Source organism: Streptomyces sp. NPDC014864 (genome assembly GCF_043081525.1).
In the GTDB taxonomy this organism is placed as follows: domain Bacteria; phylum Actinomycetota; class Actinomycetes; order Streptomycetales; family Streptomycetaceae; genus Streptomyces.
On sequence record NZ_JBIBWT010000010.1, the window covers coordinates 1 to 13,952 of the forward strand.

At 68.5% G+C, this 13,952-nt stretch carries 12 protein-coding genes and 2 pseudogenes; 7 read left to right on the forward strand and 7 right to left on the reverse strand.

Annotated elements, in window-relative coordinates; translation table 11 throughout:
* Positions 1-286 precede the first annotated feature (286 nt).
* Complete coding sequence (locus ACF1A5_RS19290) at positions 287-1,159, reverse strand: alpha/beta fold hydrolase (protein ID WP_392194069.1); 873 nt, start codon at positions 1,157-1,159, stop codon at positions 287-289.
* 58 nt (positions 1,160-1,217) lie between these two features.
* Between ACF1A5_RS19290 and ACF1A5_RS19295 the strand changes: the two genes are divergently transcribed.
* Both ACF1A5_RS19295 and ACF1A5_RS19300 read left to right on the forward strand, forming a co-directional pair.
* Complete coding sequence (locus ACF1A5_RS19295) at positions 1,218-1,706, forward strand: MarR family winged helix-turn-helix transcriptional regulator (RefSeq protein WP_392194070.1); 489 nt, start codon at positions 1,218-1,220, stop codon at positions 1,704-1,706.
* Positions 1,707-1,781: 75 nt separating this feature from the next.
* Positions 1,782-2,144, forward strand: coding sequence for a DUF6924 domain-containing protein (locus tag ACF1A5_RS19300; protein ID WP_392194071.1), 363 nt, complete (start codon positions 1,782-1,784; stop codon positions 2,142-2,144).
* Positions 2,145-2,730: 586 nt separating this feature from the next.
* On the opposite strand, the pseudogene ACF1A5_RS19305 reads toward ACF1A5_RS19300, so the two are convergent.
* A pseudogene (locus ACF1A5_RS19305) lies at positions 2,731-2,832 on the reverse strand (integrase); the annotation flags it as partial.
* 122 nt (positions 2,833-2,954) lie between these two features.
* On the opposite strand from ACF1A5_RS19305, the gene ACF1A5_RS19310 reads away from it, so the two are divergent.
* From ACF1A5_RS19310 to ACF1A5_RS19330, 5 genes and pseudogenes are all read left to right on the forward strand, one after another.
* A complete protein-coding gene (locus ACF1A5_RS19310) occupies positions 2,955-3,161 on the forward strand; it encodes a hypothetical protein (RefSeq protein ID WP_392194072.1) in 207 nt (68 codons plus the stop codon).
* 632 nt (positions 3,162-3,793) lie between these two features.
* On the forward strand, positions 3,794-4,054 hold the full coding sequence (locus ACF1A5_RS19315) for a hypothetical protein (protein WP_392194073.1): 261 nt from the start codon (positions 3,794-3,796) through the stop codon (positions 4,052-4,054).
* Between the two features lie 482 nt (positions 4,055-4,536).
* Positions 4,537-4,947, forward strand: a pseudogene (locus ACF1A5_RS19320) (transposase); the annotation flags it as partial.
* Between the two features lie 433 nt (positions 4,948-5,380).
* Positions 5,381-6,829 (forward strand): protein kinase, encoded by a 1,449-nt coding sequence (locus ACF1A5_RS19325; protein WP_392194074.1) that lies wholly within the window; start codon positions 5,381-5,383, stop codon positions 6,827-6,829.
* A gap of 165 nt (positions 6,830-6,994) precedes the next feature.
* Positions 6,995-7,219, forward strand: coding sequence for a cold-shock protein (locus ACF1A5_RS19330; RefSeq protein ID WP_392194075.1), 225 nt, complete (start codon positions 6,995-6,997; stop codon positions 7,217-7,219).
* A 205-nt stretch (positions 7,220-7,424) separates the two neighbouring features.
* On the opposite strand, the gene ACF1A5_RS19335 is transcribed toward ACF1A5_RS19330, so the two are convergent.
* The 5 genes from ACF1A5_RS19335 to ACF1A5_RS19355 all read right to left on the reverse strand — a co-directional run bounded on the left by ACF1A5_RS19335 (position 7,425) and on the right by ACF1A5_RS19355 (position 13,287).
* Positions 7,425-7,865, reverse strand: coding sequence for a hypothetical protein (locus ACF1A5_RS19335; protein WP_392194076.1), 441 nt, complete (start codon positions 7,863-7,865; stop codon positions 7,425-7,427).
* Between the two features lie 283 nt (positions 7,866-8,148).
* A complete protein-coding gene (locus tag ACF1A5_RS19340) occupies positions 8,149-9,894 on the reverse strand; it encodes a M28 family peptidase (RefSeq protein ID WP_392194077.1) in 1,746 nt (581 codons plus the stop codon).
* Between the two features lie 75 nt (positions 9,895-9,969).
* Positions 9,970-10,557, reverse strand: coding sequence for a hypothetical protein (locus ACF1A5_RS19345; RefSeq protein ID WP_392194078.1), 588 nt, complete (start codon positions 10,555-10,557; stop codon positions 9,970-9,972).
* 516 nt (positions 10,558-11,073) lie between these two features.
* A complete protein-coding gene (locus tag ACF1A5_RS19350) occupies positions 11,074-11,616 on the reverse strand; it encodes a hypothetical protein (RefSeq protein ID WP_392194079.1) in 543 nt (180 codons plus the stop codon).
* A 30-nt stretch (positions 11,617-11,646) separates the two neighbouring features.
* On the reverse strand, positions 11,647-13,287 hold the full coding sequence (locus tag ACF1A5_RS19355) for an FG-GAP-like repeat-containing protein (protein ID WP_392194080.1): 1,641 nt from the start codon (positions 13,285-13,287) through the stop codon (positions 11,647-11,649).
* Positions 13,288-13,952 lie beyond the last annotated feature (665 nt).

Here is a 13,952-nt window from a genome sequence, read left to right on the forward strand (position 1 = left end):
AGCCCACCACGGCCAGACACCCCGACGGTCCGGCTGGTCGAGCCAACCAGAGCCACTTCAACCAGCCGGAAAACAGCCTAAATCACCAGTATTGCCCCTAAAGCGGTGGTCCACACCTGGCGGGTGAGATCATCCGAGGATGGCAGACGCGCAACTACAGGAAAGTACAGCAACCACCGCAACCAGCCCCGACCACCACCGGCCCTGAGCGACTGTCTGACGTGCCCGACAGACCGCAGCGACCATCGTGCCCATAGTTCGCATCGAGGAAGTCACCGCTACTCGTCTAGCCCTCTGAGGCGTATATCTCCTGCAGGAACTCCAGGAGGATCCGGGTGAATTCCTCCGGCTGCTCCATGGTCGTGTAGTGGGCGACACCGTCCAGCTGCTTGATGCGACCGTTGGGGACGGCCTCCATCAGGGCAGTGACGGTGTTGAGGCAACCGCGTGTGTCCAGGGCGCCGTTGATGGCCAGGACTGGGACGGTGATGTCCTTGGCGCGGGAGGCCACGTCTTCGACCGGAACGCAGTGGTTTGGCTCGTCCGGGGTGTGCTTCATGAGGGTGCGCATCGCCATCTCCCGCACGTGGCACACGATTTCGGGGTCGATGTCGTCGAGCGTGCGGGAGGGGCCCGGTACCCACTGGGCGATGCTCTCCAGCCAGCCAGGGATGTCGCCGGCGGCAAGGGCGTTGGCCTGTGCCTCCTGGTTCGCGGCAGACCACGGGTCGCTGAGGTCGGGCTCGCCGATGCCGCGGCCGCTGACGACGAGAGCCCGGACAAGTTCGGGGTACTCGATCGCGGTGTCGATGGCGATGAGCCCTCCCATCGAGACGCCGACCAGGGTCGCCGGAGTGCCGCAATCGAGGTGCTGCAGCAGCGCGGCAAGGTCGTCGGCCTGCCGGAATGGCTTGCTCGCGTTCGCGGAGAAGCCGTGGCCGCGGGCGTCGGGGGCGATGACCCGGACGCCCGTGGCGGCCAGGCCGGGGATCAGGTTCTCGAACTGGGTGTGGTCCGCGAAGCCGCTGTGCAGCAGGACCACCGGCCGGCCGTCTCGAGGGCCGGCGTCGCGATAGGCGAGCACGCCGTCCTCTGATGCGTAGGTGTCGAACATGGGCGTGGAGGCGGCGGCCGGTGCGGATATCGACGTCTCATGCATGACAACCAAGGTGTCACATCTGTTGTCGATACGGCAACCGAGGTGTCATCATGATTCAGTGACCGAGACCGACCGCCTCCTCTCCCCCGAAGAGCTCCCGGAACGGCTGATGGAGGTCTTCGCCCTCGTCGGACCGCTCTACCGTCGCGTCCAGCGCAAGATCGAGCTAGAGGCCACCCAGGGTCTCTCCGTCGGCGTACGCGCTGTGCTGGACCTGCTGCGCGAGCACGGGCCGATGACCGTCCCCCAGATGGGTCGAGCCCAGTCGCTGAGCCGGCAGTTCGTGCAGCGGATGGTCAATGACGCCGCTGCAAGGAAGCTCGTCGAGAGCATCCCGAACCCCGCGCATCAGCGTTCCTCGCTGATCCGGCTGACCGACGACGGCCACGCGGCGATCACGGCCATAGCCGCCCGCGAGCACGCCCTGCTGCGCCAGGCGGCTGGCGACCTCACCGACACGGACGTCGCCGCCTGTGTCCGGGTGCTGGGTCGGATGCTGACGCTCTTCGACGACGTCGATGTCTCGAACGCCGAGCCGCCCTGCTAGCTACCAGCCCATGAAATTCGGCGGCTTCCGCCTCGCCGAGCAGGAGGACGATGGCCGGAGGACTTGCCGGGCACTGTGGAGGTGTACCACCGTTCCCTCCAATCCGCTGGCAGTGGGCCGGGAGCGCTCCGGTCAGCGGTCCACGGAGCGGATCCCGATGGCGGAAGTGGTTATGTCGGCTTCGTTGACGACCTGGCGTATCGCGACCTCACAGCGGAGCAGTTTGCGGAGCTGATGCCCCAGGGCGATAACGACCCCACATTTCTGCTGCTGGCAGACGAAGGGGCCGTGATGGACAAGGAGTACCCGATCCTCGTCCTCGACCTCTACGAAGAAGGGCGGGGTCGGTCCTTTCGGGTCAACGCATCTGAGCTGTGGCCCGTTGGCGCCAACCTCTCCATCGGGAATAGGGACTTCGAGGAGTTCGCAGACCCGTGAGCGCATGCGGAGCAATGGGGACGTCGAACGCTACACAGCGGTAGAGATCGGTGAACGGGACGGCTGGATCTGTGGCCTATGCCGAGATCCCGTGGACCAGGCCTATCGGCATCCAGACCCTCGGTCGCCGAGCATCGACCACGTCCGCACTATCGCGGCCGGCGGCGCTGACACGCGCCCCAATGTGCGCCCCACCCATTGGGGCTGCAACCATGCACGCAACGCCGGCACGCCGCTGGGGACTGTCGAGGAAGCCGACGCGCAGCGCACTGTCCTCCTCCGTATACCCGCGCTCCAGGCCTACGCAGAAAGCCTCAGGGCCGAGGACATGGTCCGCCGCTCTCAGGCTTTCCACTCGCCCGAGAGGTATCGCGTCAAGTTGGCGCGTCGGGTGGAACGCCATGAACGCGAAGGACGCTGAACGCGCACGCCTCTGCGGAGGATGCGCGTGCCACAGCCGTGCCAGATGCGGGGGTCAGCCACGGTCAACCAGGGTGGCTGACGGCCGCACTCGTGCCCGCTGGCTCGGCCAGCAAAGCCGCAGGTCACCCGTCCTGCAGCCCAGCCTCTCTCCTCAAGCGGGTGGTCACTGACGACCGGGACGCCTCCGCAACAGCCGGTCCATGTGGCTCATGGCCTCGCGCTGGGTGTCCTGCACGACGTGGGTGGAGACATCCATGTCGACGGCAGACGGGATGGGAGCTGGGGTGAGTTGTGGGCGGGTGCGGGTGAGATCATCGGGTGCTCTCGGGCTGCCGGCAATTGAGTTCTTCGACAGGAATTTCTACCCCAGGGACGATCGGAGTAATAGTGAGAATCCTGTTTTGGTGCATTGGTTTTGTGCTCATGGTCGCCGCCTTTTTCTCCTTCGGGCTTGCGAATACGGCCTGGTATGAGCGCAAGAACATGTCGTCGTTCGACCCAGCGGGGCGCAGAAGTTACTCGCGGAAGATCGCAATATGGATCGTCGTTGGATTTCTGTTTCTCGTGCTGATGTGGTTCGTGCTTGGCCTGTGAGCTGGGCCGAGAATGGCGCAGGGGTGAGGGTATGAGGTGCCGGCTGCCGCGTGGCCCGCGTTCGGCGCGGGCGCCGTCGCCCGATTGATGGCGCTCCGCCGGCTTGATGCGGTCAGGTGAGTCGGATGAGCATCGCGGCCACATCGTCTGCGTGGTCCACCGCGACCGCTGCGTGGAGGACCCGGTCAGCGGTCTCCTCGATGTGCCGCCCTTCCGCAGGGCTTCCGGCAACGGCGTCCGAGAGGACGCCGGCGGCGCTGTGGGTCTGAGGTCCATACCAGCCGTGCGTGACTGCGTGACCCCGCGAGCCCCCTTCCCCTCCCTGGAAGGGGGCTCGTTGACGTTCCGTGACGCGTGCGTTCATGGGGCCGCCGCTGTGGAGACCCCAAGCGGTTCACAGCTGGCGCACCGGGCCCAGGCTCGCGTTCCTCGCTTTGACTGCCCGGCGATCTGGTCGTAGATTTACCAGAAGCCACTTATGTCGGTTTTTTACCGCAAGTGGTGACCCGCCGCAGGCCGCGTGCCGCGTGCGGCGGGTGAGCGCCGGAGCTACACACAGGCTCCCCGAGCGCGGGCGGGCGGCCCGTGGAGGCCCCCGGGAAAACCAAACACCCTCTGGAGAGGGGCGCATCATGCGCGCGCACACCACCCGTATGAAGAGAGTGGCCATCGCAATCTGCTCGGCGCCGATCCTGGCCATCGCGGCCGGGGCTGGAGCCGCCCACGCAGCCGCCACCACCGCTGCCCCGCAGAACGTCGTCTCCTACCACCACGGCGGCTGGGGCTGGGGCTGGGGAGACGGCGGCTGGGGCTGGGGCTGGGGAGACGGCTGGGGCTGGGGCTGGGGAGACGGCGGCGGCTGGGGCTGGGGCGGCGGCTGGGGCTGGGACTGAACCTCAGCAGTGAGCCACACCCCCTGACAAGGACAAGGGAAGGGTGGATCCGGGTGCTCGACCCCACGGGTACCCGGTTCCATGTGCCGGCCCGCAAACGGGAGGGACGGACTGGGGGCGCTCCTGAGACGTCCGTCTCTGTGCCGGTGCGTTCGCACCGGCCGGCAGGCAGGAGGGGCCCAAGGCCGGCAACAAGCAAGGGACTTGCTCGCCAGCTCGTAGGCCATCGTATGGGCCGACGGGCCTCTGTCTGGCCGTCCCTGGGCCGTCGGAGGCCACTCGGCAGTGTCCAATGACGACCAACGACGACCACCAGGTGTTCCGGCCCACCGCTCCTGGGCCCTGCCGCACTTGAACCGCTCCACGGATTCCGCTCCTGCTGGCGGACCGATGAACACGTCTCGGCAGCTTCGGGACGAAGAGGTCAGCTCGCTCACCGAGTCCACATCGCTGGAACTCGTCGGCCGGTATGGCCTCCAGCACCGACGGCCATACGCCGCCGCGGCCAGAGCCGCCGCACCGCCTGGCTGGCTGGCTGGCTGGCCGCAATGTGCGCAATCCCGACGCGGTGGCCGCCACCGCGCTGCAAGCCGCGCAAACACAGCACACCGAGCTGCCCGAACAGGACCTGGCCGCCGGCATCGTCGCGGACACCGCCACGCAGATCCTCGCGCTGGACTAGCGAATCAAGCGTATTGACCAGCAGATCCGGCACACCTTCCGGGTTCACCCGCAGGCCCCCATCACCGAGTCCCTCCCGGGCATGGGTCCGATCCTGGGCGCCGAGTTCATCGCGCCGCGGGTGACATCGCCGCCTACCCCGACTCAGGGCCCTCGCCTCCGTCGCCGGCCTCGTGCCCGTTCCGCGCGACTCCGGACGCCACACCGGCGACCGAGGACACGGAAGCGCACGGCGTCCTGCGCTGGGTGGCGGCAGCCCGCGAAAGGCTCGCGATTGCGCAGGAGCGGCACAAGACCGCGTGCGGCGGCTGACACGACCGGCTGACACCGACGAACACGAACAGCCGCGGTCGACACCAGCCGCGGTCGACACCAGACCTCGGTGGACATCGACCATGCGGCCATCTTGCCGCTGCCTCTGAGCCGCGCCGATGGCCTACCTGCGGGGTGACGATAGGCGTGCCCCTCCGATCGCAAGGGGAAGTCGACCCTGCATGGTGCCCGGAACGGTCGAGGACGATGTCCGCGACGCTGCGGAGGGGGCGAGCCAACTAATTTTCACCCGGTAGGAGGCGCAGTTCTCGGGTACCCACGGTAACAACATTTGCCGTACGGCAACCATGCCGCCACGCCCCTGGGAGAAAAATGACGGCCCCTCCGGATGTCCGGTCCCCTGATCCCTCGCAGGCTTCCCGGCTCGCAGGTCGGTACGAGCTGGGTGAGCGTCTGGGGGCCGGCGGTGCCGCGGACGTCTACCGTGGCACGGATCTGCGGCTTGGTCGTGCGGTGGCGGTCAAGGTCTTCCGGCCCGGGAGTGGCACGGGTCTGAAGGACCGGTTCGAGGACGAAGCCCTCGTACTGGCCCGCCTGCAACATCCGGGACTGGTCACCGTCTTCGACGTCGGGCGCCACGACGGGCAGGCCTTTCTCGTCATGCAACTGGTCGAGGGCAGCACCCTGCGCCGGCGCATCACCGAAACGACCATGGTCGTTCCCGCTCTGGTCGAGCTCGGGATCCGGCTGGCCGAGGCCCTCGGGCACGTACACCGGGCGGGAATCCTGCACCGTGACGTCAAGCCGTCCAACATCCTCCTGGACGCGCAGAACCGGCCCTACCTCACCGACTTCGGGCTCTCCCGCGCGATTGACGCCACTGCGTCCACGCAGGCCGGCGCACTCGTGGGAACCGCCGCATATCTGGCCCCCGAGCAGGTCACCGGCCGTCGCGTCGAGCAGAAGGCCGACGTCTATGCTCTCGGTCTCGTACTGCTGGAGTGCCTGACGGGTCGGCTGGAGTACGAGGGCGCCCCGCTGGAGTCTGCGGTCGCCCGGCTGCACCGTGCGCCGCGGATACCCAGGCGACTGCCGGCGGAACTGCGCGATCTTCTGCGCTCCATGACCGCGACCGAGGCGGCGGACCGGCCCGACGCGCAGACGTGCGCGGCAGTCCTGGCGGGATTGCAGCGGAGCGGGGGAGCTGCCGGCGCCTCGGTGACGGCAGGCGGCCCACCAGACGGGATACGGCCCGGATCCGAGTGCGGCACCCGTCGCGAAGGGAGCCGATTGGCTTCCCGACGTCGCAGGAGGACGTACGCCGCGGCCGGAGCGATGGTCGCCGCCACAGCACTCGCGATGACGGTGCCGACGTGGGGCTCCGAGGCTCCTGCCGCGCGAGGACCGTCCGCGAGCGGGTCCACCCCGCAGAAGGACTCGGCTTCCGCCGGGAGCAGGGAACACAGGGCTGGGAACAGCGCTGCCACGCCTGCCCCTACGGGCGAGCCGGTGCCCACGGGTGCCGTAGCGGCCGAGGGCTTGGTTCCGGCTTCGGCGACACCTGTCTCGGCTCGGTTCACGCGGTCGGAACCGGCCGGCAAGAGGGGCCACCGTCACGCCGAAGAGGTCGCGGCCGCACCCCTCTCAGCTCGGCTCCCCCGCTCAGGAACCGTCCGCGACAGGAGCCACCATGACGCCGAAAGGGACGAGGGACAGGGGCAAGACCCCCGTTCCAGCGGCGAACAACCGGCCGGGAGTGGGGCAAAGGCGGGGAGGGACACGCCGGACCAGGGCGGCGGCCGAGGCAAACCGCACCGGTAGTGACGGGTGGAAGGGGCGGGGAATCACGGTGCAGGCAACCGAGCCCACGGGGCCACAACCCGACGGTTGCCCAGGTCAGCACCCCGACCGGCCCCAAGTGATCGCGGCTGCCCAGGCTGAAAATCCCGATACGCAGGCGGAACCGGAAACCGTAAGGTTCCCCGCATGGTGACTGCGACCGTCCGTGAGTGGCGCGACGAGGAAGGCTGGGGCGTGCTCGACTCCCCTGAGACGCCCGGCGGTTGTTGGGGCCACTACTCCCACATCCAGATGGAAGGGTTCCGCACGCTGTCGCCGGGGCAACGGGTGGACCTCCAGTGGGAAGCCCCCGGCTTCCAGCAAGACGGTTACGCCTACCGGGCAGTGAACATCGTGCCTCGGCCGGCCTGACATCCACACCTGACGGTGAGATGTCGGTGGTGCCGCCCGAGGCGACCTGCCCCGCCGGCTGACCGACGCACGGGCTGTCGGCGGACGGGACGGAGCTGGGGTGAGTGGGGGTACCGGTGGTAGGAAGCGTGATCGCCAAGCGCACTCATCAACCGCCGTCGACTCAACCGCCGTCGACGGTCCGCGCCTGATCCACTGGGTCGGCTCAGTCGCCCGAGTAGCCCCAGAAGTGGATCTCCTGCGGTGCACCCTCGTCGTCCTGGAGCACGGCGCACCGGCCGTACCAACGCCAGTGGTCGAATTCCCCGAAACGCGGCACATGAGCCCGGGTGGGCTTCCGCGTGCCCAGGACGCGCAGCGCCTCCTCGGTCACCTGCTTCATCGTGCAGTAGTCCGGCTCCTCATCCGGCCCGATGATCCGGAAGATGTCGAGGATCGAGTGTGTCCCGTCGTGCTGGACCGACTCGTGCTCCCACAGCTCGTCCATGGTCTCCGGCCACGGCAGCCGTTCCCCCTCCGGCCGCCAGTCGGCACCAGGGCCCCAGTAGTACTCCCGATCCTCAAAGACCTTTCGTCGCAGCCCATCGAACGCCCCGACGAGATCCTCCTGATACGGCACGGAATAGTCCCATCCCGACGCGCCCATACGGCCCCTCCCTATCCAGCTTTGCCAGAACGGCCGGACGTTAACAGCAGCCACTGACACCCGCTCGTGCAAGCGGGACGCCCGGGTGCCACAGGTTCGAACCGTGCCGGGGCCACAAGGGAAGAGCCCCGGACCGATGATGGTCCGAGGCCTTTGACGTCCACTGCTGACATCAACGCGGGTGGTCACTGACGACCGGGACGCCTCCGCGACAGCCGATCCATGTCCTCATGGCCGCGCGCGGCGTGCCCTGCACGACGTGCCTCCCCGTCCCACCGTGTGCTCAGCTGGTCGTCAGGGTGGTGTCGTCGACGACGAAGCTGGTCCGGAGGCTGGAGTCCTCGGTGGCCGTGAAGGTCAGGGTGATCTGCCGGCCGAGGAACTGGCTCAGGTCCAGGGTGCGTTCGGTGTAACCCGCGGCGGCGCCGACGTTGGAGTACGTCTGCTTCGCGGTCCCGTTGACCTTGACCTGGAAGGTGTCGTACGCCGTCGAACCCGACTCGCCGGTGTCGATGTGCAGCCAGTACCTCAGCGTCGCCTTGGTGCAGCCGGCCGGGATCGTCACCGTCTGGCCGATCGTGTCGGTCGCCGCGTAGCCGTAACCCGCCAGCCATGCGAACCGGGAACCGGAGTGCGCGGACTGGCCACTGAACGAGCCGATCGCGCCCGTGTCACCGGTCCACGGCGAAGTACCGCTCTCGAAACCGCCGTTGGACACCACCTGCGAGGACGTACAGCCACCCGCGCCGCTCACCGTCAGCGTGTACTGCGCGCTGCGGGTGGTGGTGCCGGTGCCCGTGAGGGTCAGGTTGTACGTGCCGGGCGGCACGGACGAGCCGACGGAGATCGTCGCCGTGGACGAGGCGCCGGAGGCCACCGAGGCCGGGCTGAAGGAGACCGTGACACCCGAAGGGGCGCCCGAGGCGGACAGGTTCACCGTCTGCGCGGAGCCGCTGGTGGTGGCCGTGGAGACGGTGGTGGTCAGCGAGGCACCCGGGTCGGTGCTGCCCGTGGCGGGGCTCGCCGAGACCGAGAAGTCGTTCGCCGGGACGGTGTCCGAGACCGCCTGCTGCCACAGCGTGTAGGCGACGCCGTCGGCGCTGCGGTTCAGCCCGGTGGCGTTGATGTTGCTGGTGGTGTCGCAGGAGGAGTGGTAGCAGCTGTCGTACGCGGCGCCTGCCGTGCCGCCCCACTTGGCCGCCTGCGCCGAGGTCTTGCGGGCGCTCGCGCCCATCGCGTAACCGGAGGTGGGGATGCCGTAGTTCTCGAAGGAGTAGTCGTCGGAGCGGCCCGCGCCCTCGGTGTTCTCCTCGGGCTGGAGGTTCAGCGAGTCCCAGTACCCCTTCATCGGCCCGGCGGCGGTGGAGGTGATGTGGTTGATGAAGTAGCCGCCGTTGGGCGAGGCGACCATGTCGAAGTTGTAGTACGCCTTGATCGCAGAGCGCTGGGTGGAGGTCAGAGAACGGACGTAGAAGTCGGAGCCGTTGAGGCCCTGCTCCTCGTCCGTCCACCAGCCGAAGCGGACGCGTGCCGCCATCGTCGGGCTGGTCTCGGCGAGTTTCAGGGCGACCTCCAGGAGGGTCGCGCTGCCGGAGCCGTTGTCGTTGATGCCGGGCCCGGCGGACACGCTGTCCAGATGCGAGCCGAACATGTACACCTTCGACGTGTCGCCGTGCGGCCACTCGGCGATCAGGTTGGGCCCGGCGCCGCTGGTGCAGCCGGAGGTGCAGGCCTGCTCGGTGACCGTGTAACCGGCCGCCTGGAGCTTGCCCTTCACATAGGCGACCGAGTCGCGGTAGCCCTGCCCGGTCGACCTGCGGGTGCCGCCGTTGCGGTTGGCTATGGCGTTCAGTTCGGTCAGGTCTGCCTGGACCTTGGTGACGTCGATGTCGGTCGTGGCCGCGGTCAGGGTGGCCGTGGCCGCCGCAGTGTGGACGTCCTCGGGGGCCGGCGCGGCACTCGCGGGGAGCGCCGCCAGGCCCAGCGCGGCGGCGAGGGTGAAGCCGGTCGGGAAGGTTCTTCGAAGCACCGGGGCTCCTTTGTGGGGTGGGGGGAAACGGGAGGCGGGGCCTGGGGTGCCCCCGCCTCCCGGCCGATGCGAAGGTCAGCTCGTGGTGAGGGTGGGGTCGTCGACGACGAAGCTGGTCCGGAGGCTGGAGTCCTCGGTGGCCGTGAAGGTCAGGGTGATCTGCCGGCCGAGGAACTGGCTCAGGTCCAGGGTGCGTTCGGTGTAACCCGCGGCGGCGCCGACGTTGGAGTACGTCTGCTTCGCGGTCCCGTTGACCTTGACCTGGAAGGTGTCGTACGCCGTCGCACCCGACTCGCCGGTGTCGATGTGCAGCCAGTACCTCAGCGTCGCCTTGGTGCAGCCGGCCGGGATCGTCACCGTCTGGCCGATCGTGTCGGTCGCCGGCAGGCCGCGGTAGGTGCGCTCGTAGGCGATCGAGCAGAGGCCGTTGCCCCAGGGCGTGACCTGCTTGCGGTCGTAGCGCTCGGAGGGGCCCTTGGCGAGGGCGTGGAAGCCGCTGGTGGCCGCCTTGTCGGCGGCGGATGTCGCCCGGCTGCGCGGGCTGGGCGCGGGATCGGCCTTGGCCGCCGCGGGCGGGCCGGCCGCGGCCGCGGTGGCGGGCAGGGCCGCCACGCCGAAAGTCACCGCCGGCGCGACGCCGGCGGCGGTGAGTCTTCTGGGCACCGTGGCTCCTAGTGGGGTTGGAATCCAGGTGGGCGGCTCCGCAGTGCTGTAATAAGCATGCGCATGTCAAGCACGCATCAAGCTTCACCACGCGAAACCGACCGGATCCGACTGGTGCGTCCGGCTCCTCTACGGCCGTCGGCGCAGCGTGCGTCGGAGGAGGCGCACCGGGGCCACGAGGAGTAGGACCAGCGGCGACGAGGTCAACCGCGGGACGGTCCGTCCGCTCCTGTCCGAATCCGGCACGTCCGGTTCTGGCCCGTACGGTTGCGGCCCGTATGCGACTGAAGCAACCTCTCTGGCCTCCTCCGGAGGGGGCCCGTATCGCGCATGCAGGCCCAGCATCCGGGCCGCGGAGACGAAGTCGGCCGCATCCCGGCCCCGCTCGAAACCGGCGCCCGTTGATCCCGGACGAGTTCAGGCGTGCGGGTCGGCCGGGAGGTGAAGTCGGGGCCTGGTGGCCGATTCTGTGGAGGGCCGCCGTGCCGTGACGGCGGCCCCCCGGTGCTGCCGGGGTCAGGTCTTCCTGGTCCTCCGGCGGCGCAAGAGGGTGTAGCCGACTGCGGCAAGGACCATCGTGCCGCCGCCGACCGCGGCAACGGTGCCGGTGCGGCCGAAGGAACCGGCCGCCTTCTCGCAGTACTGGTCGTTGTCGTCCTTGACGGTGATCGTCAGGTGCCCCCGGTTGCCGATCGCTGCGGACTTCTCGTGCTGCCCGGCGATGTCGACCGGGTAGCTTCCCGGACCGATGTCGCAGCTGATGGTGCCGTTGCCCTCCCCGAAGCTGTTCTTCCGCATCTCCACCGTCACGTCCTTGGTGAACGCCGGAGACTTCACCGTGAACCTGCCGTTGCCGTCCGCGGCCAGAGAGGTCAGGTCGACGTCGGACGTGACCACGACGGGCGCACCCTGCTGAAGGGGGCCGTCCACGGTGCTGTCGCTGTCGTTTCCGCGAATGCTGATGCTGAGGCCCGGACCGTCCGCCGCCGAGGCCGTGTGAGAGCCCGTGAGGCCGATGACGGTCGCGGTGAGAGCGGTCGCTGCAGTGCGCAGATACATCGCGCGTACCTCGCCTTCCTGAAAGGGTGGTCAGCCAGCCTTGGGCGGTACGAGCATGTGTTCACGGCCGAGGGTGGTGGAGGTGTCGGTGTAGAGGGTGGTCTCACCGTCCGACCAACGCACGAGCAGGTCGTCGGGCTCGCCCCGGGTGTAGGCGCCCGCGGTCATGACGGAGGCGTGGGTCCACATCCGGTTAGAGGACAGCATCCGGACTTCCGTTCCCACACTGGTGGGGCCCGCGTCGCGGTAGAGCGAGAGCTCTCCGTCCGACCAGCGCACTATCACATCCCAGTGGGAGCCGCCGGTGAAGTTGCCGGCGGCGAGGATCGTGGCGTGCTTCCAGGTGCCGTCGGGGTCCTTGAGCTTGTGCTCGTGGAGGAGGCCCCGGCTGTCGACGTCGGTGTAGAGGGAGAGTTCCCCGTCGGCCCAGCGGACCATGAGGTCGTCGGTCCACTTGTTGTCGCTGTAGCGTCCGGCCGTGATCTGGACGGCGTTCCGCCAGGTGTCGTCGGGCTTCTGGAGCTGCGTCTCCTTGGCGAATCCGCCCCTGCCGTCGCCGGTGTAGAGGGTGACTTCGCCATCCACCCACACGACGACGAGGTCTGAGGAGTCGCTGCCGGTGAAGTCTCCTCCGGCGATGACCTTGGCGTTCTTCCAGGTGGCGGACTTCGTGATCCTCTTCTCGCCGGAGAAGCCGCCCTTGCCGTCACCGGCGTAGAGGGTGACCTCGCCGTCCGCCCAGACCACGATCATGTCGGCCCTGCCGTCGCCGTTGTAGTCACCGGAGGCCATCTTCTTGGCATTGGTCCACAGGCCGCCGCCGGTGGGGTACATGCTGTAGCCACGCGGGTATTTCCGCGGTTCGGTGTTGTTCTTCGCGGCGGCGTAGATCTCCAGGGCACGTTTGTCGTAGGTGACGGCGAAGGAGATGCGGTCGCTGTCGTTCTCCAGGCCGCCGCCGTAGTAGCCGCCGAGGTTGCCGATCACGGTTCCGCTGCCTGTCGTGGTGTTCAGGCCGGTGATCCAAGGGCTTCCGGAGGTGCCTCCGTAGAAGCCGCCGCACTCCATGCGCATCTGCCGGTAGCCGGGCAGCTGCCGGGTTGTGACGCCGGGGCAGATGATCGGCCGGTTCTTGGGATTGTGGCTTCCCGGGTAGCCGACGACGGTCACGGTCTGGCTGTAGTCGCCGTTCACCCGGCCGAGCTTGAGAGCGGCGCCGACAGCCTTCTGCAGGCTGTGGTTGCTGCTGTTGGTACCTACCCGGGCGAAGGCGTAGTCCAGGTCGGAGTAGGCGTCACGGGTGGGCTTGTCGCCCACCTTGTACCAGCGGGAGTCGCGGATCCACTTCTGCACCGGGAACCTGCCGTAGGGGGCGGGGTTCGCCGCCGCGCCGTCGTAGCGGGGCACGAACATGCCCTTGCTGCCGCCCGAGCAGTGTGCGGCGGTCAGGACGACGTTGCCCTGCGGGCTGTCGATGACACTGGCCGAGCAGAAGCGCCCTTCCAGTTTGTCGGTGGCTGGGTTCCGTGTGTAGTGGAAGAAGGTGCCCACGGTGGGGACACCTGCGAAGTAGTGGCCGTCCTTGGCGGCTGCCGCAGCCGACAGGGGCGCGGCGGGCTTCCAGTCGGCAGGCGCCTCGGGGCGGGGAGAGTCCGGTGTGGCCGCGGCCATCCGTTCGGGTGTCCAGAACTCCTCGGCCGCTTCGCTCGTCCACCGGTCGTCGTGGACCGCACCGTCATCGTCGGCGGAGGGTGCGGGCGTAGAGGGCGCAGTGGATGGAGCCGAGGGTGCAGAGGGCGGGGGTGTTGCCGACGTGGAGGGTGCGGAGGGATCCGACGGCGTGGAGGGCGCGGGACTGGTGGAGAGTGCAATCTGGGGAGAGCTGTCTGCGATGGCGGGCGTGGCGGTTGCCAGGACGAGCGCACCGGCCGACATCAGTAACTTACGTATGCGAGTTATGCGCATGATTCCTCAACATGTATGGACCTCTTGGCATGCTGGTGGCCCGGTACGGGCGGCGCAGTCGGCTCGACGCATGCCGGACTCGACACGGGCAAGCCCGACTGCGGGCACGGTGGTAGCTGGGGCCGCGGCAGCGGGAGACGCTTCTTCCGGTGGCGGTCGCGACGACTTCGCCGTTCCAGCCGTTGCTTCAGGGAAAGCTTGATTCCCCGGTCATCCGCTCCGTTTTGATCGAAGCGCGGCGCCGACGGCAACCGCGCCCGCCGCAGCGGGCACGCGCTGGTACTTGGTCATGAGTCTCCCCGTTCCGCGAGCCGTAGCCGGACGGGCGAGTTGGTCAGACTCCCCGTGCTCCGGCCCGGCATTCATGTCCT

Coding starts and splice junctions, on each gene's coding strand:
- ACF1A5_RS19290 (WP_392194069.1), bottom strand. CDS start 1,159: ATGCATGAGACGTCGATATCCGCACCGGCCGCCGCCTCCACGCCCATG.
- ACF1A5_RS19315 (WP_392194073.1), top strand. CDS start 3,794: ATGCGCGCGCACACCACCCGTATGAAGAGAGTGGCCATCGCAATCTGC.
- ACF1A5_RS19325 (WP_392194074.1), top strand. CDS start 5,381: ATGACGGCCCCTCCGGATGTCCGGTCCCCTGATCCCTCGCAGGCTTCC.
- ACF1A5_RS19330 (WP_392194075.1), top strand. CDS start 6,995: ATGGTGACTGCGACCGTCCGTGAGTGGCGCGACGAGGAAGGCTGGGGC.
- ACF1A5_RS19335 (WP_392194076.1), bottom strand. CDS start 7,865: ATGGGCGCGTCGGGATGGGACTATTCCGTGCCGTATCAGGAGGATCTC.
- ACF1A5_RS19350 (WP_392194079.1), bottom strand. CDS start 11,616: ATGTATCTGCGCACTGCAGCGACCGCTCTCACCGCGACCGTCATCGGC.
- ACF1A5_RS19355 (WP_392194080.1), bottom strand. CDS start 13,287: ATGGCCGCGGCCACACCGGACTCTCCCCGCCCCGAGGCGCCTGCCGAC.